This window comes from Sphingobacterium prati (assembly GCF_013167215.1).
Lineage (GTDB): Bacteria > Bacteroidota > Bacteroidia > Sphingobacteriales > Sphingobacteriaceae > Sphingobacterium > Sphingobacterium prati.
This window is the reverse complement of record NZ_JABJWY010000039.1, coordinates 375756-397503: the sequence shown is the minus strand read 5'-3', so window position 1 is coordinate 397503 and position 21748 is coordinate 375756. Positions and strand designations below refer to the sequence as shown.

Annotated in this window: 20 protein-coding genes; 2 read left to right on the top strand and 18 right to left on the bottom strand. The window is 39.6% G+C overall.

Going from position 1 to position 21748, the window contains the following annotated elements:
- Positions 1-10: 10 nt before the first annotated feature.
- The 4 genes from yidD to mscL all read right to left on the bottom strand — a co-directional run bounded on the left by yidD (position 11) and on the right by mscL (position 1510).
- Positions 11-265 (bottom strand): membrane protein insertion efficiency factor YidD, encoded by a 255-nt coding sequence (gene yidD / locus HPC41_RS24820; protein ID WP_172396763.1) that lies wholly within the window; start codon positions 263-265, stop codon positions 11-13.
- Positions 228-644, bottom strand: coding sequence for a ribonuclease P protein component (locus tag HPC41_RS24815; RefSeq protein WP_172396762.1), 417 nt, complete (start codon positions 642-644; stop codon positions 228-230). The genes yidD and HPC41_RS24815 overlap by 38 nt, the downstream gene beginning before the upstream one ends.
- 60 nt (positions 645-704) lie before the next feature.
- Positions 705-863 carry a 50S ribosomal protein L34 gene (gene rpmH / locus HPC41_RS24810; protein WP_075991291.1) on the bottom strand — a complete coding sequence of 53 codons (159 nt, stop codon included), beginning with the start codon at positions 861-863 and terminating at the stop codon, positions 705-707.
- A gap of 239 nt (positions 864-1102) precedes the next feature.
- Positions 1103-1510 (bottom strand): large-conductance mechanosensitive channel protein MscL, encoded by a 408-nt coding sequence (gene mscL, locus HPC41_RS24805; RefSeq protein WP_172396761.1) that lies wholly within the window; start codon positions 1508-1510, stop codon positions 1103-1105.
- 282 nt (positions 1511-1792) lie between these two features.
- Here mscL and HPC41_RS24800 point away from each other — a divergent pair, with 282 nt between their 5' ends.
- Positions 1793-2434 (top strand): response regulator transcription factor, encoded by a 642-nt coding sequence (locus HPC41_RS24800; protein WP_172396760.1) that lies wholly within the window; start codon positions 1793-1795, stop codon positions 2432-2434.
- A gap of 22 nt (positions 2435-2456) precedes the next feature.
- Here HPC41_RS24800 and HPC41_RS24795 read toward each other — a convergent pair whose 3' ends face one another.
- The 14 genes from HPC41_RS24795 to mraZ all read right to left on the bottom strand — a co-directional run bounded on the left by HPC41_RS24795 (position 2457) and on the right by mraZ (position 19496).
- The gene (locus tag HPC41_RS24795; RefSeq protein ID WP_172396759.1) at positions 2457-3599 is read right to left on the bottom strand and encodes a sugar phosphate isomerase/epimerase family protein; all 1143 of its coding nucleotides are present in this window, start codon (positions 3597-3599) and stop codon (positions 2457-2459) included.
- Between the two features lie 88 nt (positions 3600-3687).
- Positions 3688-5385: a cell division protein FtsZ gene (gene ftsZ, locus HPC41_RS24790; RefSeq protein WP_172396758.1), complete on the bottom strand. Its 1698-nt coding sequence runs from the start codon at positions 5383-5385 to the stop codon at positions 3688-3690.
- A gap of 140 nt (positions 5386-5525) precedes the next feature.
- Positions 5526-6899, bottom strand: coding sequence for a cell division protein FtsA (ftsA, locus tag HPC41_RS24785; protein WP_172396757.1), 1374 nt, complete (start codon positions 6897-6899; stop codon positions 5526-5528).
- 25 nt (positions 6900-6924) lie between these two features.
- Positions 6925-7761, bottom strand: coding sequence for a cell division protein FtsQ/DivIB (locus HPC41_RS24780; protein ID WP_172396756.1), 837 nt, complete (start codon positions 7759-7761; stop codon positions 6925-6927).
- Positions 7754-9109 carry a UDP-N-acetylmuramate--L-alanine ligase gene (gene murC, locus HPC41_RS24775; RefSeq protein WP_172396823.1) on the bottom strand — a complete coding sequence of 452 codons (1356 nt, stop codon included), beginning with the start codon at positions 9107-9109 and terminating at the stop codon, positions 7754-7756. Before murC ends, HPC41_RS24780 begins: the two co-directional genes overlap by 8 nt.
- A 9-nt stretch (positions 9110-9118) precedes the next feature.
- The gene (murG, locus tag HPC41_RS24770) at positions 9119-10222 is read right to left on the bottom strand and encodes an undecaprenyldiphospho-muramoylpentapeptide beta-N-acetylglucosaminyltransferase (protein ID WP_172396755.1); all 1104 of its coding nucleotides are present in this window, start codon (positions 10220-10222) and stop codon (positions 9119-9121) included.
- Positions 10223-10236: 14 nt separating this feature from the next.
- Positions 10237-11445, bottom strand: coding sequence for an FtsW/RodA/SpoVE family cell cycle protein (locus HPC41_RS24765; RefSeq protein ID WP_172396754.1), 1209 nt, complete (start codon positions 11443-11445; stop codon positions 10237-10239).
- Positions 11446-11473: 28 nt separating this feature from the next.
- Positions 11474-12847, bottom strand: coding sequence for a UDP-N-acetylmuramoyl-L-alanine--D-glutamate ligase (murD, locus tag HPC41_RS24760; protein WP_172396753.1), 1374 nt, complete (start codon positions 12845-12847; stop codon positions 11474-11476).
- 2 nt (positions 12848-12849) lie between these two features.
- Entirely contained in the window at positions 12850-14094 is a 1245-nt protein-coding gene (mraY, locus tag HPC41_RS24755; protein WP_172396752.1) for a phospho-N-acetylmuramoyl-pentapeptide-transferase, read from the bottom strand.
- Between the two features lie 4 nt (positions 14095-14098).
- Entirely contained in the window at positions 14099-15559 is a 1461-nt protein-coding gene (locus HPC41_RS24750; protein ID WP_172396751.1) for a UDP-N-acetylmuramoyl-L-alanyl-D-glutamate--2,6-diaminopimelate ligase, read from the bottom strand.
- Complete coding sequence (locus HPC41_RS24745; protein WP_172396750.1) at positions 15559-17676, bottom strand: penicillin-binding protein; 2118 nt, start codon at positions 17674-17676, stop codon at positions 15559-15561. The genes HPC41_RS24750 and HPC41_RS24745 overlap by 1 nt, the downstream gene beginning before the upstream one ends.
- Positions 17677-17684: 8 nt before the next feature.
- The gene (locus HPC41_RS24740; RefSeq protein ID WP_172396749.1) at positions 17685-18098 is read right to left on the bottom strand and encodes an FtsL-like putative cell division protein; all 414 of its coding nucleotides are present in this window, start codon (positions 18096-18098) and stop codon (positions 17685-17687) included.
- A gap of 17 nt (positions 18099-18115) precedes the next feature.
- On the bottom strand, positions 18116-19030 hold the full coding sequence (gene rsmH, locus HPC41_RS24735) for a 16S rRNA (cytosine(1402)-N(4))-methyltransferase RsmH (protein ID WP_172396748.1): 915 nt from the start codon (positions 19028-19030) through the stop codon (positions 18116-18118).
- Between the two features lie 4 nt (positions 19031-19034).
- Positions 19035-19496, bottom strand: coding sequence for a division/cell wall cluster transcriptional repressor MraZ (gene mraZ / locus HPC41_RS24730; protein ID WP_172396747.1), 462 nt, complete (start codon positions 19494-19496; stop codon positions 19035-19037).
- A 432-nt stretch (positions 19497-19928) separates the two neighbouring features.
- Here mraZ and aspS point away from each other — a divergent pair, with 432 nt between their 5' ends.
- Positions 19929-21677: an aspartate--tRNA ligase gene (gene aspS, locus HPC41_RS24725; RefSeq protein ID WP_172396746.1), complete on the top strand. Its 1749-nt coding sequence runs from the start codon at positions 19929-19931 to the stop codon at positions 21675-21677.
- Positions 21678-21748: the final 71 nt, after the last annotated feature.

Sequence of the window (21748 nt, the reverse complement as noted above, 5' to 3'; positions counted from 1 at the left end):
TTTATTGAAATCAAGGTACAGGATCGTGGCCATGGCCACCCCATGGATTACAACGCGCTATTCGCTTCAAAGCCATCCAGCCACCCTTAAAAGGTCCATATTTTAGGATAGCTTCCTTGCCATATTGCGAACAAGTCGGTGTATATCTGCAATTAGCACCCAGGAAGGGCGAAATAAATAGTTGATAGAAACGAATAATAGCTAAGAAAATAAAACTAAAGAAAGGTTTAATTCCTTTTTTCCAAATAAGTACCAGCACATTCATCCTGTAATTTTTTCAGCATTTTATTCATCGCGGCATGGAACACATCATATGTTAAGATCTGCTTTCCCACATATTGAATAGCTAAATACAAAGTTACATTATGTTTCAACAAAAAAGGAATCAAATCATTCGATTTTTGAAGACGATAGCTTTCACGCATCATACGTTTAATTGTATTGCGATCTACTGCTTTTTTGAACCGACGTTTGGAAACGGATATAATAGACTGACAGGGGGGAAGAATTGCAGTCTCACTGTTTTTCTCAAGAACAAAAACAATTCTAAAAGGGTACAAAACAAAAGAAGAACCGCTTTTAAAAAGCGTATCAATACGCTTCCTCGCACATAACCGTTCTTCTTTTGTAAATGTATTTCTCATACGATGACTTGATCTTATCAGAAAAAGCTCTTATAAGGGGCCACCGATCTTTGTCAAAGATTAACCTTTGTGACGGTATTCGTCAGACACTGTAAGACGTTTTCTACCTTTAGCTCTACGTGAAGCTAATACTCTTCTACCGTTTGCAGAGCTCATGCGCTCTCTAAAACCGTGTTTGTTTCTTCTTTTTCTTTGCGATGGCTGAAATGTTCTTTTCATGACGCTATTATGCTAATTTGTTCTTACTTCAATTAATACAAAACTCCCCAAGAGGAATGCAAAAGTAAAGTTTATTTTAGACAAAAACAAACAATATTAAGAACATTTAGACATTAAACAAAAAGCCTATGCTAATTTATTCATTGCCAGTCTAAAAAATCGATTTATAAACTGTCTACAAAAAAATTACAGAGCAGTAGGCCTGCTCTGTAACGCTCATATCAAATAAATATTTGGACCTATTTAGTTTTCAAAATATCTCTGATCTCAGTCAACAACGCTTCTTCTTTAGTCGGAGCAGCCGGGGCAGCTGGAGCAGCTTCTTCTTTACGTTTTAAAGAATTTAGTGCTTTAATAACGCAGAAAATACAAAATGCAACAATTAAAAATTGAATCACCACATTGATAAAATTACCGTAGTTAATGGAAACCTCGGCTTGTTTCGCTGCCTCATCAGCAGCCTTGAGTATAATCTTCTTCGAAGAAAAGTCAACTCCACCTGTTAAATATCCTATAGGGGGCATAATAATATCGTCAACCAATGAGGTCACGATTTTACCAAATGCCCCACCGATAACAACACCGACGGCCAGATCAACAACGCTACCGCGCATTGCAAACTCTTTAAACTCTTTTAAAAATCCCATATTTAAAATCAATTAATTTTTTAATTTTAACAAAGCTAGTAATTGTCATATAAATCTAATTAAAATATACCAATTTTTTATAACTAGACGATTTATTCACCCTAATTTTCTTATTTAAACCCTATTTTTAAAATTAGGCCTAAAACAATAAGCTCAAGTTTTTATTAAACTTAATTTGCTATATTTGCTCGTTAACTAGGGCTAAATATCAAGATATATTGTATATTGATAGTACGTTAAATTTCATTGGTAATTTAAAGCCCAGAATAAGATAAAGTATCTATGAAGAAGATTCTTATTGCAGACGACCATGGCATTGTACGATTGGGAGCTTCCGTTATTATCAAGGAAACTCTTAAGAAAGCAGAAATATTCCAAGCCGAAAATTTCGATGAGGTACTGGAAAAGATAAAACGTGAAGAATTCGATTTATTATTACTAGACATCAATATGCCTGGTGGGAATAATATTCGAGTTGTTGAAGAAATCTTACAAATTCAGCCTGCCATTAAAATTTTAATTTTTTCATCTTATGATGAATCGTTATATGCGTTACGTTATATAGAAGCAGGAGCAGTTGGTTATCTGAATAAAACGACCGCTATGGCCGAATTAAGCCACGCTATATTGGCTATCCAAGAAAGAGGCAAATATATGTCGAGCAATGTGCAAGACCTCTATGTTCAAAAACTGACGCAGAGTAAATCGGAACTAACCAAGTTAAATCCCTTGGCTCGGCTTTCAAATAGGGAGGTAGATGTGGCTAAACAGCTTATTAAAGGATTGGGAATCATCGAGGTATCCGGTCTACTGGAGCTAAGCCCATCAACGGTAAGCACCTATAAAAGTAGGATATTCGAGAAATTAAATGTTTCCAATATTCCGGAACTAATTGAACTTTTCAGAATACACTCCAGCAATTAAAATATTGCTGGAGCGTATTTTTCTAGATCAGATCATCCATGGTAATAACTGGAAGATCTTTTATATTAAGGTCTTTTAAGGGTTCTGATTTTTTAAAAGCATAACCTACTTCAGCTTCCAGATCCCATAACATAGGAGCCAAAAAGTTAAGACAAGTAGTAAATCCTTGTACAGTTGCGGAGAAATCACCTGTATCTTTCGAATTTTTAGCTTCATTTTCAATTTCAAAAGGTCCTTTGAAACCGCGTTCCTGTAACAGGTCCACAAAGCCTCGCCAGTCCATACTATCAGATCCACCGAATCCAGGCAACATAGCTTCATAATGATGTCTATCCCAATCATGATCGGGAATGCTTACATTGGCCTTTTTTGCTAGGTCAGCATCTACATGTTGCATCGGGTACATCCCACCCCAATCTACGCGAGCGGTGGTCTGTAGATTGCGTGTGGTCTTCACATGTATACGCTGTAATCGACTCATATCAGTATTGCGAATAACATCAATTGGGTTTGTGTTTTGCCAAACATCATGTGAAGGATCGTAAATTTCGCCGTGCGCCCTACTAGGCACCATGGCATACATCAATTTTCGTGCAGCCAAAACAGCAGGTAAGTTATTATAGGTAGAGCTATAACGTGAAGAACGCCAGCCTTCCATCGGGCAATTTTCATATAAAATTGTTACCCCAAGGCTTTCAGCATAATTAACAATTGGTTCAAATACACGTTTATATTCTTCTAGATTTTTTTGAAATCCATCTAGCTGATTCCCCAGGTCGTGATTATAACCGACAAAAGTACCGACTTTAACATTATTTTCATCACCTCCCAACAAGTGGGCTATCCGAATCAGTTTCAATAAATGGTTCTGATTTTTGACACGTTGCTCCGGATCCCCCCCGATCATATTTTCAAAGGCACCGAGCGAAAGCTTTAGATCGGCTTGATTAAATAATTCAAGCGTTTCTTTAGCTTTTTCAGGTGTAAATCCCTCATAATCCAAATGTGTAGCCGTGTGATCTTCACGTGTGCCATCTTTTCTAAAAACACAAAGGTCAATTCCACCGGCGCCAATTTTTTTTGTTGTCTGAATCAATTCTGGTAATGACAATTTATCAAAGGCAGAACTCATCACCCATACAGGGTTATTTAATTTTGTAGTCATAGCTTATATAATTGTATTCTATCGGTATTTAAAGATACTAAAAAAGCCATCGATCGGATGGCTTTTTTAGTATTTTGTATCAATTCGATTAATCTACATTGTCATGTAAAAATGAGTTATTGGGGCGAATCTCCGTATTTCCATCTTCAAAAGACAAGGTAAAGCGAGACACCTGTGATTGCGAAGAATGTGGTGTATCCTCCAAGGACATTTGCTTTCTTTTATAAGCTGGTTCATTTTCCAGCTCATGAAGGCCGTTTGAAGATTTCAATTTCATGCTTAATTCTTTCAATCGCAAGATACGTTCTTTCGTACGCACCAATTGATCTTCAAATGATACCTGCTCTTCTTCTACCTGAGGTACTTCAACTTGCTCATTCGTTGTGCTCGAGGAGAACGTTGGTTTGTCATCATAGTCTGACGCAGATGGGGCTGAATATGAGTCAAATACCGTCGGCATTTGAAACTGAAAAACAGAAGGGGAAGTTTTCAATTGAAAATCACTTTCAGCAAATGAAGTTTCCTCTTCATAAGCGCCATCAAAACCCAAATCATGACGTATTACTTGTGGTTCTTCTATTGCAACCTGTTGCTGTACGGCATTTTTGGGTGAAGTAAACAGGTCAGACTGCAAATTATTTGGTGTCGATGTATTTGCTGAAGGAGCTTGTGTATCCACACGTTGAACCGGAGTGACAAAACTATTGGCAACTGCTGTTTCTTTTGGCGCAACCTGAGAAACAGGTTTAACAAAAGAATTTACCGGTTCAGGTGTCAAGGGCATGGACACTTTCGTATTTTCACGCTCTTTATCACGTTCCTCTGAAGTTTGAAAACCAGTCGCAATAATTGTCACTGACAACTCATCTTCAAAGTTCTCATCGATACAGTTACCCCAGATCAAATCAGCTGATAAACCAGCTTTTTCCTGAATGTAATCCGTAATGATCGCTACTTCATCCATGGTGACTTCCTTTGTTCCAGAAGTAATATTTAACAAAATATAGCGAGCACCTTCGATCTCATTGTCTTTCAATAATGGTGAAGCTAAAGCACCTTCTACCGCACGTAATGCACGATCTTCACCTTCCGCAATTGCATTCCCCATAATAGCAACACCACTATCGTTCATCACTGTGCGAACATCTTTAAAATCGACGTTTACATATCCAGGGATCGTGATAATTTCAGCAATACCTTTTGCTGCAGTAGTTAATATATCGTCTGCTTTCGCGAAAGCTGCCGTCATCGTTAAATTTCCAAAAATTTCGCGCAAGCGGTCATTAGAAATAACAAGATAAGAATCTACATATTTACGTAATTCTGAAAGACCTTCCTCCGCCTGTGAGCGACGGCGTTTACCCTCAAATGTAAATGGTGTAGTAATGATCGCAACAGTAAGAATACCCAATTCCTTAGCGGCCTTAGCCAAAACAGGGCTCGCACCGGTACCTGTACCACCGCCCATACCGGCCGTAATAAACAACATCTTGGTATTGGTCCCCAACATGCGTTTGATATCCTCAATACTTTCGATAGCAGAATTTTCACCTACATCAGGATCTGCTCCAGCACCCATACCTTCGGTCAGACTTATTCCCAATTGAACTTTATTTGGGATCGGGCTTAACTCCAATGCTTGTGCATCGGTATTACACACGATAAAATCTACCCCACTAATTCCTTGTTTATACATGTGGTTAACGGCATTGCCACCACCACCACCAACCCCAATAACCTTAATTATTGAAGATTGTTCTTTTAGCATTTCAAACTGTATTGACATAACTTATCCCTATTTAACTTATAATGAACATGATATCAAATTGAACCAAACCCACTATATGTAATGTAATAATAATATAATTTCAACAAAAGTTTTCCACATTTGTGAAATTGTGGAAAACTTCAACTATTGTGGAAAACTTACTTTTTATCTAAAAAACTTGCGTCATCAATCTCATTCCCATCCTTAATAAATCGTTTGAACCAAGATAGCAGTCCCTGTTCCTTTTGCTGTTGCTCCGAAACCTCTTTTGTCGTCGTGGTCGCCTGCACTTTTTTCGCTGGAGCATGTGCTTCTCTACGACTATCTTCCTCATCTTCATGGGATTGAATACCCTTGATCAATAAGCCGATACTTGTCGCGTACAACGGGCTTTTCAATTCTTCAAATAGTGGCTTCGGTAAAACTTCATTCTTGGAAAGATACTCGTTAGGAAAACCGACACGACAATCAATTCCAGTTATATATTCAACGAGCTGTACCAAATGTTTCAATTGAGCCCCACCCCCAGTGATAACGATACCACCGATAAGTTTATTTTCATAACCAGAAGACTTAATCTCGTAATATACATGTTCAATAATCTCTTCCATCCGAGCTTGAATAATATAAGCCAAATTTTTCACCGAGATTTCTTTTGGCTCCCGACCTTTCAGTCCAGGTACACAGATCACTTCATTTTCTTTATTTTCATCAGCCAAAGCAGATCCGAATCGTGTCTTCAATAATTCTGCCTGCGAACGCAATACTGAACAACCTTGACGAATATCTTCGGTCACAATATTACCGCCTAATGGGATTACAGCAGTATGGCGAATAATTCCTTCATGAAAGATTGCGACATCTGTCGTTCCACCACCAATATCAACTAATACAACACCAGCATTCTTTTCATCTTCATCCAATACAGCTTCTGAAGATGCCAAAGGCTCAAGAATCAGTTCAGCAACCTCCAAATTGGAATTATCAATACATTTTTTGATATTCTTGATATCGGTAACTCTTCCCGAAATAATATGGAAATTTGCTTCTATACGACGTCCAGCCATGCCGATAGGTTCGCGGATACCCGGTTCATTATCTACCGTAAATTCCTGAGGTAAAACATGTATAATTTCTTCTCCTGGAGGCAGTACCAGTTTATACATATCCGAAATTAACCGTTCGATATCTCTTCGAATGATCTCATCATCACCATCTGTTTTGGTAAATATTCCACGGTGTTGGATGCTCTTAATGTGTTGACCGGCGATCCCCACATTGACAACCTTAATATCTACATTAGACTGTGCTTCGGCAATTTCCACCGCCTCCAAAATACTTCCCACAGTCTTTTGGATATTGGCTACAACCCCTCTGCTCACTCCTGCAGAATCGGCTTTGCCCACACCTAATAATTCGATTTTGTTCCCTGAGCTACGTCTCCCAACCGTAACACAAATTTTGGTAGTACCAATATCGAGTCCCACGATAATTGGATTCTCTCTTTCAATTTCTGCTGCCTTTGAGTTCATAATTTCCTGTATTGTTGCTGTATTACTATAATGTATTATTTGCTATTTTTTTTGTTTGATCATCGGAAAAACTCCAATTTCCGCGCTTCTCACAAATGATCTGTCCTCCATATTTTACATTCACCACACCATAAGCGTTGATTCCAACTTTTGGCATAATCTGGGTATAAAATGTTTTTAATAATTCAAATTTTTGTTCCAACGAATCTGCTGATCCAACAATTAATTGCTGCGTTCCTACGCGAGGAACCAGCTCTATATCATGATCCGCATTCACGTAAATCTGCACAACCTGGTTACTCCATAGCTCATCTTTTCCTATAAATTCTACCACCTTCACCAAATCTTTCACCAATGTGGTTGACACCGTATCCAAGGCCTCATTATATCCTTCGGAAATGTTGCCGGTTGCCACCATGATATGGGGAATGTATTTTAAGGTCGTTGGTATCTTTAAGCCTTTGGGATCAACATAAAACTCTCGTCCATTTTTGTTGATAACCCGCATGACCGCCTCGCGCTGATCTATGTTAACCTTAATGGTGCCATCCATATCAGCATGGATGCTTGCATCCGATACGTAAGGTAATTTTTTCAACATCTTTTCCACACGCTGAAAAGGAATGCCATTGATTTTCTTCCCCACAAAACTCCCATAGTTTTGCGCTATCAGTTTTGATATATCTGATTGATCTATAAAAGCTTCCGTACCCTCTATGACAATCTTTACTTCCTTACAAAGCTGCTGTTCATCACGTTTGCCCACAATGGTCATAATCACAACAATTACAATGACCCCAATAAAAAATAGGGTAAAGTAAAGTACACGATTCCATTGTATGTCACGTAATTTTCTAAGCATGCTCAAAAATCGTTTTTAACGGTTTTACCAACTTATCTATATCTCCAGCGCCTACAGTTACGATTAAGTCCGGCATTTCATTCCGGGCAAAATCCAGTACTTCTTCGGCCGTCACGATCTGTTTATGCTGTGCTGTAATTTTATCCAATAACCAGCTTGAATTCACCCCTTCAATCGGAAGTTCACGCGCGGGATATATCTCCATCAAGAGTAGATTATCTGCCATGGATAATACTTCAGCAAATCCATCTACAAAATCTCTGGTCCTCGTAAACAAATGTGGTTGAAATACAACGTTCAACTTCTTTGTTGGATATAATTTGCGCATTGAGGTCAAAAAAGCGCGTAATTCTTCAGGATGATGTGCATAATCATCGATATACACGACTTCCGGCGTACGAACAATGTATTCAAATCGTCTTTTTACCCCCTTAAATGTGGTCAATGCTTTTTTAATTGCCTCTGCTGAAATACCTACTAAACGAGCCACGGTAATAGCAGCTACGGCATTTTCAACATTGTGAATTCCCGGAATGCCCAAATGAATATCCTCAATTTTTCCATGAACATCTTGATAATCAAAGTAAAATTCACCTTCCCTGACATGGACATTGGATGCATAAGCGTCGGCCACTTCATGACCAGAATAGCTAATCTGTCCTTTAAATTCCAATCCTTTTTTTATAATACGCTTACCGTCTTCAACAACCTTATCCAAAAACAGCTGGAACGATTCAAGTAAATGGCTCCTATCTCCATAAATATCCAAATGATCCGCATCCGAAGAAGTCACGATCGCGATATTCGGATGGAGCGTCAAAAATGAACGATCGAATTCGTCTGCTTCAACCACCACTGTATTATTGTTTCCGTAAAGCACATTGGTATCGTAGTTCGAACTGATACCGCCTAGAAAAGCGGAACAGTCGTATCCGGAATCTTTCAACAGGTGCGCGACCATCGTAGACGTAGTTGTTTTACCATGTGTTCCTGCTACAGCAATTGTAAACCGGCTTTCACTGATGATACCCAGTACTTGTGATCTTTTATATAACACGTGCCCCTGAGATTCAAAAAAAGCTTTAATCTTGGAATCTTTAGGAATTGCAGGTGTAAAAATGACTAATGTAGCAGCCGCTGGCTGATGGAAAATAGGATCAATAGAACCCACCTCATCCTGGTATGTGATCGAAATACCTTCTTTGGCCAAAGTTTTGGTCAATTCAGTCTCGGTACGGTCATATCCATTCACCTCACAGCCCAAATGCTTAAAATAGCGTGCAAGGCCACTCATTCCGATTCCGCCTATTCCGATCAAGTAAACTTGTTTTATTGCATCTAGATTCATACTCATCATCTATTTCTTATTTGCCAATTTATATACATGCTTTGCAATCTGAACATCAGCGTCCAGCTTAGCAAGTTTTTTTATGTTTTCACTCAACTGCGCTACTTGATTCAAATTCTTGAATAAATCCAAGGCCGTTGGAATTAATTGCTGCGTAGCTTCGATATCTTTCACCAACAGTGCTGCTTTCTTGTTAACCAAAGCCATAGCATTTTTAGTCTGGTGGTCTTCGGCAACATTAGGTGAAGGAACCAGAATAACTGGTTTCCCAACAACACAGAGTTCCGAAATGGTACCTGCTCCTGCCCGACTAATAATTACGTCAGCAGCAGCATAGGCATAATCCATTTTTTGAAGAAATGCCATCATCTTCACATTTGCAGGAAGTTTTTCTTCGAGTTCTAGGCGAAGTTTGTCGATATAAAAGCTCCCGCATTGCCAAATCACCTGTACATCCTCTTTGGACAGCAAATCCAAAAAGGCGACCACACTTTCATTCAATGTTCTGGCGCCTAAACTCCCGCCCAACACTAAGATTGTTTTCTTGTGTTGATCCAATCCAAAGAATTCCAATGCCGCAGCTCTTTTTCCTTCAATAGCAACAGATTCTCTTCGGATGGGATTTCCTGTCAACAATACTTTATCAGCGGGAAAAAACTGTTCCATACCCTCGTAGGCTACACAGATTTTTGCCGCTTTAGCACCGACTTTCTTATTTGTGACACCAGCATAAGAGTTCTGCTCTTGTACCACTGTCGGGATCCCCAATTTATTTGCCATCATCAACAATGGTCCCGAAGCAAAACCGCCAACACCTACTGCAACATCCGGTTTGAAATCCCGGATTACCTTTTTTGCCTTATTAAGGCTTTTCATTAATTTAAACGGCAATAAAATATTTTTCCAAAGCTGCTTTCTGTTGATTCCTTGAATATCAAGTCCAACAATAGCATAACCCGCAGCAGGCACCTTATCCATTTCCATCCGACCATTGGCTCCTACAAATAAAATTTCATTTGCAGGATCCATCGTTTTCAATGCATTTGCAATTGAAATCGCCGGAAAAATATGTCCTCCGGTCCCCCCCCCACTTATAATTACACGAATTGCCATGCTCAATATGTTTTTTAAGCCGGAATTGAACCGATCACCACTTTTTTAGGTTTCGGCTTTTCGTCCAGCTGCTCTTTTCCTTTTAATTCTTCAATATTTCTGCTCACACTTAGGATAATTCCCAAGGCAACACTTGTAAACAAAATGGATGTCCCCCCCATACTCACCAATGGTAACGGCACCCCAGTTACAGGTCCTAATCCTACTGCTACTGCCATATTTGCCAGCGCTTGTATAGTCAAACTAAAACCTAAGCCTGCGGCCAAGAATGTCCCAAAAGCTTTGGGACTCATCGTGACGATTCGGATACATCGATACATAAAAGCCAAGTACAGAAATAGCAGGATTACTCCACCGACTGTCCCATATTCCTCAATGATAATTGCATAGATAAAATCGGAATACGGATGTGGCAATACGTTGCGTTGAACACTATTCCCCGGACCTTTACCAAAGAGTCCTCCCGTCGCTATTGCAATCTTCGCATTATTGGCCTGATAGTTTTTATCATCCTGAAATGAGACCGGACTAGCTGACTCTTCCTTCTTTTCTACACCCAAAAATGTTTTTACCCGACTATAGTATGTTGCTCGTCTCGGCCCGATGGAGACAACAATAATTCCCAACAAAACCACACCTGCAGAAACAATTGCAATCTGTTTAAAGGATATTCGGCCAATCAATAACAACAGTACGCTAACACCAAATAACATAATCGCCGTAGACATGTTGGCCCATGCTATCAGTACGAAAACACCACATACTGATCCCATAATAGGAAGAAAAGCTTTCTTCACATCTTTGATTTCCTCTTGTTTGCGAGACAGCATCCGTGCAAGAAAAACAATCAATGACAATTTGGCCAAATCGGATGTTTGAAAAGTCATCCCAATCCCCGGAATCGTCAACCAACGACTCGCCTGATTTACACTACTTCCAAATAATAAAGTAAAAAGTAATAAAGGTATTGTGATCCCCATTAGGATTTTAGAAATACCTGCATAATACCGATAATCCAGCTTATGCGAGAGATACATCAAAACAAATCCAATGGCGATGATCGAAAAATGCTTCAACAGATACATTTCTGTCCCCTTACCTTCTTTATAGGCCAGGGTTCCAACCGAACTGTATACAGCCAAAAGTGACCATCCCGACAAGATAATCACAATGATCCATATCCATCGATCACCTTTTAATTTAGACATTATGTTCTGTAACATATCCTTCTTCCTTTGGTTATACCGTTTATTATAACTCCATTACAGCTGCTTTAAATTTATCGCCACGGTCTTCATAGTTTTTAAACCAGTCAAAACTCGCACATGCCGGAGACAACAATACTGTATCCCCCTTTTTAGCCAAATGTGACGACAACACAACAGCATCGTGCATAGATGTACTGTTGACGATGATTTCAACATCCTGTTCAAAAGCCTTATGAATTGCTGCGGTATCTTTTCCCAAACAAACAATAGCGTGGACTTTGTCTTTCACTAAATCAGCCAGCATACTATAATCGTTTCCTTTATCTACTCCCCCTAATAATAATACGATTGGCGTTGAAAAGCTCTCCAAAGCGTACCACACTGAATTGACATTAGTCGCTTTAGAGTCATTGATATAATTGACTCCCCCGATACAAGCAACATGTTCGAGACGATGTGGGATATTCACATACGATCCCATGCTTTCTTTCATCGATTGATTTCTCAACTCCTGCACTTTTGCAATTAATCCAGAAGCCATACTATTATAAATATTATGCTTCCCTTGCAATGACAATTCCTCAGCTCTCATAGTGAATGTATCGTTATTTGGTGTATTAATAATCATTGTTTTATTGGCGGTTAAATAAGCCCCCAATTCAACAAGCTGTTCTTGTGTAAAAGGCAAATAGGTCCCTTTACTGTGATGTCTCTCCAATCCCTTTATTGTTTCGGGATCGTCTAAACAGTATATAAAATAATCTTTTTCAGTCTGATTTTGAATCATTCTGAATTTAGAATCTACATAGTTTTCCATTTTATGCTCATAACGATCCAAATGATCTGGCGTGATATTAAGTATTACTGCAATATCTGCTCTAAAATGGTACATATCGTCCAACATGAAGCTGGATATTTCCAACACGTAGCAGTCAAAATTTTCCCGTGCCACTTGAAGGGCGAAACTTTTTCCAATATTGCCTGCCAAACCAACATTAAGGCCACCATGCTTCAGCATTTCGTAGGTCAACATGGTTGTTGTTGACTTTCCATTAGACCCTGTAATGCAGATCAACTTAGCCGTAGTGTATTGGGCCGCAAACTCTATTTCCGCTATCACAGGAATCCCTTTTTCTTTTAAGGCAACCACCAATGGCACTGTTTCTGGAATTCCAGGACTCTTAACAACAAGTACTGCATTTAATATCCGAGCTTCGTCATGGTTACCCTCCTCAAAAGCAATCCCTTCAGCTTTTAATTGCTGTTTATAGTGATCCGCTATCAGTCCTTTATCGGATACAAATACATCATACCCCTTTTCCTTTCCAAGGATTGCAGTCCCTACACCGCTTTCGCCTGCACCTAAGATAACCAGGCTTCCTGATTGAGGATAATATGTTGTTGAGATATTTGACATCGTTATCTAATTTTTAATGTTACAATTGTCAGAATGGCCAAAATTATTCCCACAATGACAAAACGAGTGACAATTTTCGCTTCATGGTATCCCTTCTTTTGGAAGTGATGGTGCAAAGGCGACATTAAAAAAATCCTTCTTCCTTCTCCATATTTCTTTTTGGTGTATTTGAAATAGGAAACCTGTAAGATGACCGAAAGATTTTCCAACAAAAACACACCACACAAGATTGGAATCAATAACTCTTTACGAATCAAAATAGCAAACGCCGCAATAACACCGCCAATTGCCAAACTACCCGTATCTCCCATAAAAACTTGAGCAGGATAAGTATTGTACCATAGAAAACCTACACAAGCTCCAACAAATGCTCCAGCAAAAATTACAAGTTCACCAGAGTTAGGGATATACATAATATTGAGGTAGTCAGAGAAAATCACGTTGCCGGACACATAAGCTAAAATTGCCAATGTAACCCCAATTATCGCAGAAGTACTTGTTGCTAGACCATCTATTCCATCAGTAATATTAGCCCCATTTGACACTGCGGTAACGATAAAAATGACCACAACTAAAAAGACAATAAATGTCAAATAATCACTTTGCATGCCGAATACCTTAAATACTTTGGCATAATCAAATTCATTATTCTTATAGAATGGAATATTTGTTTTGGAAGATTTTACATTCTCAGCATATGTTTTTTCCCCCGTCCCCTCGTTGATAACAACTTCCACTGGTTTAGTAGAAGTCGGTTTATCTACTCCTTTTCGAACAACAATATCCGGATGGAAATACATTGTACAGGCAATAATTGCCCCTAGACCAACTTGACCGACAACCTTAAATTTCCCAGCTAAGCCCTCTTTATTATGCTTAAAAACTTTAATATAATCATCCAAAAAACCTATTGCACCCATCCACAATGTCGTTACGATCATTATAATCACATAGATATTCGTCAACTTAGCAAATAACAGGGTAGGAATTAAAATCCCAGCAATGATTATAATACCTCCCATTGTAGGCGTACCAGCTTTCTTTTTTTCACCTTCAAGCCCTAAATCACGAATTGTTTCCCCCACTTGCTTATTGTGCAAGAATTGGATCAATTTCCCCCCAAAAACCGTGGTAATAATCAATGAAACGATCACAGCCATAGACGTCCGAAAGGAGATGTATTGAAACAACCCGCCTCCAGGTATATGGATATATTCGCTAAGCCACGTAAATAGATGGTACAACATATTTCTATTTCTCGTTAAATGTATTCTCTAAAATTTCTTTATCATCAAAATGGTGTTTTACACCATTCACATCTTGATATTTTTCATGTCCTTTTCCAGCAACCAAAATAATATCACCAGGATTTGCCAATTGATAGGCTGTACGTATCGCTTCTTTACGGTCAGCAATTGAAAGTGTTTTTGCCTTTTGATCAGCTCCGACACCAGCCTCAATATCTTTGATAATCTGATAGGGGTCTTCCGTGCGCGGGTTGTCTGACGTAATCACAAAACGGTCGCTATAACGTAAAGCTGCTTCCGCCATTTCTGGTCTCTTCGTTTTATCCCGATCACCACCACAACCCAAAACCGTAATAATTTTTTGTTCCGGACGCCGCAAAGAACTTATTGTTTTTAACACGTTTTCTACGGCATCTGGCGTATGCGCATAGTCTACGATCCCAAAAACACCCGAAGCAGATTTCATCGTTTCAAAACGGCCTTCTGCTCCCTTCAATGTACTTAAAGCGGTCAGCACTTTCACTGTTTCTTGCTCCAATAAGATTGCTGAAGCATACACTGCCAACAGATTATATGCATTAAAGTCGCCAATTAATTTTACCCATACCTCTTTTCCGTCGATGCTCATCAACATCCCATCAAAATGGCTTTCGATAACTTTTGCTTTGAAATCAGCGCCAGTACGCAATCCGTAACTCTTTCTATGCGCAACGGTATTCTGTAGCATGACCTGTCCATTCCGATCATCCGCATTTGTTATCGCAAATGCATGTGCATCCAAGTCATCAAAGAACTTTTTCTTCGCTTTGATATAATTATCAAAAGTTTTATGGAAATCTAAGTGGTCATGTGTAATATTCGTAAATATCGCACCGGCAAACACCAATCCCGCAATACGCTCTTGCACCACAGCATGTGAACTGACTTCCATAAAAGCATAATCACAACCGTCATCTACCATATCCCGTAACAACTTGTTCAGCTGGATAGGATCCGGGGTCGTGTGTGTTGCGGGAATTATGCGCGCACCAATTTGATTCTGTACAGTTGACAACAAGCCGACATGATATCCCAAGTCAGAAAACAACTGGAACAACAGCGTTGCCACCGTTGTTTTTCCGTTTGTTCCAGTTACACCAACTAGCTTAAGTTGCTCTGATGGATTTCCATAGAAATTGCCAGAAGCAACTCCTAAAGCATAGGCGGAATCCGCAACCAGGATATAGGCTACAGAGTCCAATATCTCTGCCGGAAGCTCCTCGACGATAATTGCTCTAGCACCGGAAGTGATCGCTTTATCGACAAACAAATGTCCATCTGTCTGCACACCTCTTACAGCGATAAATAAACTTCCCAGCTCCACTTTTCTGGAATCAAAGCACAAAGAGTGCACTTCGACCTCTTCGAGGTTTCCCACCACCTGCTGCACAGGGATAGCATGCAATACTTTTTTTAAATCCATCATTACTTAAGTTCTAAATTTATCGCTGTTCCAAATGGAAGCTTTTGACCCGCGGCCAAAGATTGTGCTCCCACTCTTCCCTTTCCAAATACACGTGTTTTAAAGCCTGCATTTTCCATCACATATAATGCATCCATCAAGCCCATGCCCACTACGTTTGGAACAATTCCTTCTTTATATTTCAAATCCACAAAGGGTACACCTCTATTCGATGTATCCACTTCACCTCTCGCCACCATATCCCAATTCACGGTATTAATACCCAATTTTTCATATACTTTTTTACTAGCTTCTCTTGACCCTTGCAAAGTCAAGGGCATTCTTCCACCTACATTCACGGCTTTGAATGATTTTTTCCCTTGCATCTCCATGTCATTGGCATAAACCATATCCGCTAGTTCTTTAAAAACAGGCCCGGCAATTGATGCTCCATAATATCCATTTCTAGGATTCCGAATCACAACGATAATGGAATACTTGGGATCTTCAGCCGGAAAATATCCCGCAAATGAAGATTGATATCGTCTAGCACCGTAACCTCTTGAACCATCTGCCATCTGAGCGGTTCCTGTTTTACCACCCGAGGTATATAATGGACTGGCAACACTCCGTCCTGTTCCTTCGGTCATCACACCCTCCATCATTCCTCTTACCTCGGCCAATGCATGATCCGATGCTATTTTCTCGTTGATAACTTTCGCCTCGAAACGCTGAATTGTATTTCCTAAATGTCTAATTTCTTTGACAAATAACGGAGCGATCAATTTGCCGTTGTTTGCAACAGCATTATAAAATGTCAAAGTCTGTAACGGTGTTATCTTCATCTCATAACCATAAGCCATCTGCACCAGGGACAATCCACTCCAGGATTTACTTTTTGAAGTCTTTACCAAGGGAATGCCTTCTCCCGGAATCTGCAAATCCAATGTCTTTCCAAATCCGAAGGAATGTAATTTCGACGTGAACTGATCCGGATTGTCTTTATACGCTTGGTAAACAAATTTGGTAACCCCAACATTCGAAGACTCTTCAAAGGCTCTTTTAGCAGAAACTATGGATTTTTTAGGAGCATGCGAATCGCGTATTGTATGCCTATAGATCGGCCAGTTACCATTTCCTATATTTATCGTCGTACTTGAATCGATTTTTTTGTCATCAATCAATGCTAAATAAGAGGCAAGTTTAAAAGTTGACCCTGGATCAGCACTTTGTGCAATCGCAAGATTGAACTTTTCACGATAGACACCGTCCTTATCCCGCATAAAATTTGCCACTGCACGAACCTCACCCGTTTTCACTTCCATCATCACGACACACCCCTCATCAGCGTTACTTACAATCATCTGCTTTTCTAACGCACGCTGGGCCATATCTTGCATATTCACGTCAATCGTTGAAATAATATCAGAACCATCGACTGGCGCAACTTCAATATCCCTGTTCACTGGAATCCAAACTCCGCCCGCGATACGCTGCATCAGTCTTTTACCACTTTTACCATCAATGTACTCTCCATAAGCTCCTTCCAATCCAACATGGATGTTTTCTTTTACATTTTTGTAGCCGATGGTTCGGGCAGCGAGATTCACAAAAGGCAAAATCCGCTTATTCTGCCTATCTGTAATCAGACTGCTCGGATAACGATCTTTGCCTACACGAGCAGCTTTAAACAGCGGGAATTGCTTAATCTTCTTTAAATCTTGATGCGACACATTACGCTTGATCAATACATAGCGTTGTTTTTTATTTCGTGCCTGTTTTAATAATGTCAAATATTGCCGGGATGATTTATCCTTAAAAAAATCAGCCAATCTAATCGCTAGCGAATCAACTTTAAGGTTGAAATATTCATTTTCTTCCTCAGGAATAGCCATGGCATCAAAACGAAGTTCATACTCAGGAACAGAAGTCGCCAATAAGCTCCCATCGTTGGAATAAATATTCCCCCTGGCAGCTTCAACTTCGCGTTCTTGAATAGAAAGACTATCCGCTAAAGCTTTCCAATGTTGCCCATCCACATATTGCAACTTCAGCATTTTCCCAAATACCATAAATGCAAGTAGCACAATAAGTCCAAAGGCAAAATAGACGCGAACAAGGATCGTGTTTCTGATACTCATAACTCTTTCTATTTATCTTCTTTTTTCTCTACAACCTCAATCTTGATCGGCGGCTCCACCCGTTCTTTCAAACCCAGGGAATCTACACGCTTCGCAATTTCTGTCTGTGTGGACATTTTCATGAGCTCAGCCGACAGCGACTTATGGTCCCATCCTAATTCTTTGACTTCTTTGCTTACTTTATCGATACTCCGAATCGTTCGCTCAGCGAAGTGACGATTAGAGATATACAACAACATCAAAAAGGCGATAAAAGCTCCAAAAGGCAAATACTCCAAAATTTTGTTTAAAGAAAGGTCTCCAACGGTAAAAAGCGTTTTAATAAACGCTTCTGTTTCTTCCGCCTTTTCTTCGACAGTTTCTTGTAGTTCTTCCTGAACTTCTTCACTCAATTCTTTCTGTCTTATTGTATTCCTGCTCATCTTTTCGCTCCATTCTTTTAAGACAAATCCAACCTTTCAGCAATACGCAGTTTCGCACTGCGCGATCTATTATTTAAAGCCAATTCCTGCGATGAAGCCGTAATTGCTTTACGACTCAACACATGAAATGGCTTGATTTCATTTCCAAAAAAATCTTTATCAACATCTCCTTTAAACTTCCCTTTGGCCATAAAATTTTTCACCAAACGATCCTCTAAAGAATGATAAGACATTACTACTAATCTCCCTTCAACTTTCAACACATCAACAGTTTGTAACAGAAATTCTTGCAAAGCCTCGAGCTCACGGTTAACTTCTATACGCAGGGCTTGAAAAACCTGAGCATGATATTTATGCTCCTTTCCTTTTGGAACCATACGCTGAATAACTTCTTTCAACTCAGCAACTGTATGTATGGGTTGCACTAGACGAGCCGTCACAATTGTTTTTGCTAAAGATTTTGCATTCATGATTTCACCATACATTCCAAAAATCCGATGAAGATCCTCTTCGGCATAAGTAGCTAAGACAGCCTTTGCATCCAAATCCCCCACCTGATCCATACGCATATCCAAATCAGCATCAAAGCGAATTGAGAAACCGCGATCCGCAGCATCAAATTGATGCGACGAAACACCTAAGTCTGCCAAAATCCCGTCCACCGAACGCACAGCATGCAAACGAAGACTATTTTTTAAAAACCTGAAATTCTGATGAATCAACGTAAAACGAGGATCATCAATCACATTCCCTAAGGCATCAGGATCCTGATCGAAAGCAAATAGCTTTCCCTCTGGCCCCAATCTTTTCAATATTTCACGAGAGTGACCACCACCTCCAAATGTTACGTCCACATAAACACCATTCGGCTTGATCGCCAAAGCATCCATGCATTCTTGCAACATCACCGGAACATGATACACATTCTCCATATTATTATATTCCAAAATTAATATCCCCCATTACCTCTGCCGCTAAAGATGAAATATCTTCCACACCGCCATCACCTATCAAATCATCATACCCCTCTTTAGACCAAACTTCTATCTTATTGAATTGGCAAGCCAAGACCAATTCTGTTGTTATACCTGCAAATTCCAACAAACTTTTTGGCAACAACACACGCCCCGCTGCATCCAATGCCAACTCTGTCGCTCCGCGAGTAAACGCGCGTACAAAAGCCCGAACCTTCGGATCAAATTGATTTAACTTGGCCAGCTTAGCTGTCATCAAGTCCCACTCTTCACGCGGATAAAAAACTAAATGTTTCTCAAAACCGCGATTCACAACAAGCCCATCACGCTCAACATGAGGCATCTGCCTCTTGAGCGCAGCTGGCAACACCATTCTTCCCTTGGCGTCAAGCTTGCATTCGAATTCTCCGATCAACTGAGTCATATCGTCAATTATCCTATTCTAATTTAAATGTAAAAGTATACACTTTCTCCCACTTTCCCCCACTTTACAACATAAAAAAGTTTTCCACATCGAAAAATCGCTACAAGAAAAAATATCACTTGTCACCACCACGCCGTATAAAACCTTATTTACAAGCAGTTAAACAGACATTTTAAGCGCATAGCAGATTAAGATACCGGCTTATATCTTTCCGCATATTTTTAAAAAAACTGAGAACGGATTGTAAAAATTTCCTCTTTAGAAATATAATTTTGATCCTTTTTTTTAGAAAAATGGGAGAAAGTGGAGCTTTGGAAAATAAAAATTGACCATGTGGTTGAAAGTGGGAGAACAGGTCTCAAATAAGCGTAGTAGAATTCGTTATTGTCGAGTAAAACCAATAATTTTGCATAAATTTTATTTTATTAAGATATGCACAGAACACACACTTGTGGAGAATTAACATTGGCTGACTTAGGGAAAACGGTTACCCTAAGTGGATGGGTTCAAAAATCCCGCGATTTGGGCGGTATGACTTTCATCGATGTTAGGGACCGATATGGTATCACACAATTAACGTTCAATGCAGATGATGATGCGTCTTTACGCACTAGTGCCCGTGAACTGGGAAGAGAATATGTCATAAAAGTAACCGGAGAGGTTATTGAGCGTTCCAATAAGAATTCTAAAATCCCGACTGGAGATATTGAAATCAAGGTTTCAAACCTTGAGATATTAAATGCAGCAAAGTTGCCACCCTTTACAATAGAAGATGAAACGGATGGTGGTGATGATATTCGTATGAAATTCAGGTATCTGGATTTACGCCGTAATCCAGTACGCGAAAATCTTATTTTGAGACATAGAACTTCACAGGAAGTGCGCCGTTATCTAGACTCTCAACATTTTTTAGAAGTTGAAACACCATATCTGATTAAATCCACTCCTGAGGGAGCAAGAGATTTTGTAGTCCCTTCCCGCATGAATTCTGGTGAATTTTATGCATTACCTCAATCGCCACAAACATTCAAACAGTTATTGATGGTATCAGGTTTTGATCGCTATTTTCAAATTGTCAAATGTTTTCGCGATGAGGACTTGCGTGCTGACCGTCAACCTGAGTTTACCCAAATCGACTGTGAAATGTCATTTGTAGAACAGGAAGACGTGCTAAATATTTTCGAAGGACTTGCCAAACATATCTTTAAAACGATAAAGGGCATAGACCTCGGATCTGTACCACGTATGACTTATGCGGATGCTATGCGTCTTTACGGGTCCGATAAACCAGATATCCGCTTCGGAATGCAGTTTGTTGAATTAAATGATGTCGCAAAGGAAAAGGGATTCCCCGTATTTGATGCGGCTGAATTAGTCGTAGGTATAAATGCTGAGAACTGTGCACTTTACACCAGAAAACAACTAGATGCTTTAACCGATTTCATTAAACGTCCTCAAATTGGCGCTACAGGTTTAGTCTATGCCCGTGTAAATGAAGATGGCTCAGTTAAATCTTCTGTCGATAAATTTTTCTCTCCGGAGCAGTTGGCTGCCATTGCTGATAAGTTCCACGCGAAACCTGGGGACTTATTATTAATTATGGCCGGTAGCAAGGATAAAGTTCGTAAACAATTAAACGAATTACGTCTAGAAGTTGCGACGCAGCTCGGCCTCCGTAACAAAGACACCTTTGCTCCACTATGGGTCATCGATTTCCCACTCTTGGAATGGGATGAGGACAATGCACGATACCATGCTATGCACCATCCTTTTACCTCTCCGAAACCAGAGGATATTCCATTATTGGATACAAATCCCGGCGAAGTAAGGGCAAATGCATATGACTTTGTTTTAAATGGGGTCGAAGTTGGTGGTGGGTCAATCCGTATCCATGACAAAGAACTGCAGTCTCTTATGTTCAAACACCTTGGATTTAGCCCAGAAGAAGCCCAGAAACAATTTGGATTCTTAATGGAAGCATTCACTTATGGAGCTCCTCCACATGGAGGCTTAGCTTTTGGTTTCGATAGGCTTGTTTCCTTACTGGCGGGTTTAGATAGCATCCGTGATGTAATCGCCTTTCCGAAAAATAACTCTGGAAGAGATATTATGATTGATGCTCCATCAACTATTCATCAGGAACAATTGGATGAATTAAGCTTAAAAATTGATATAAAATAATAAATTTCAGGATCGATTTTCGAGAAACAATTTATTAACACTATATTTAAAAGTTGGTAGGAAACGACCAA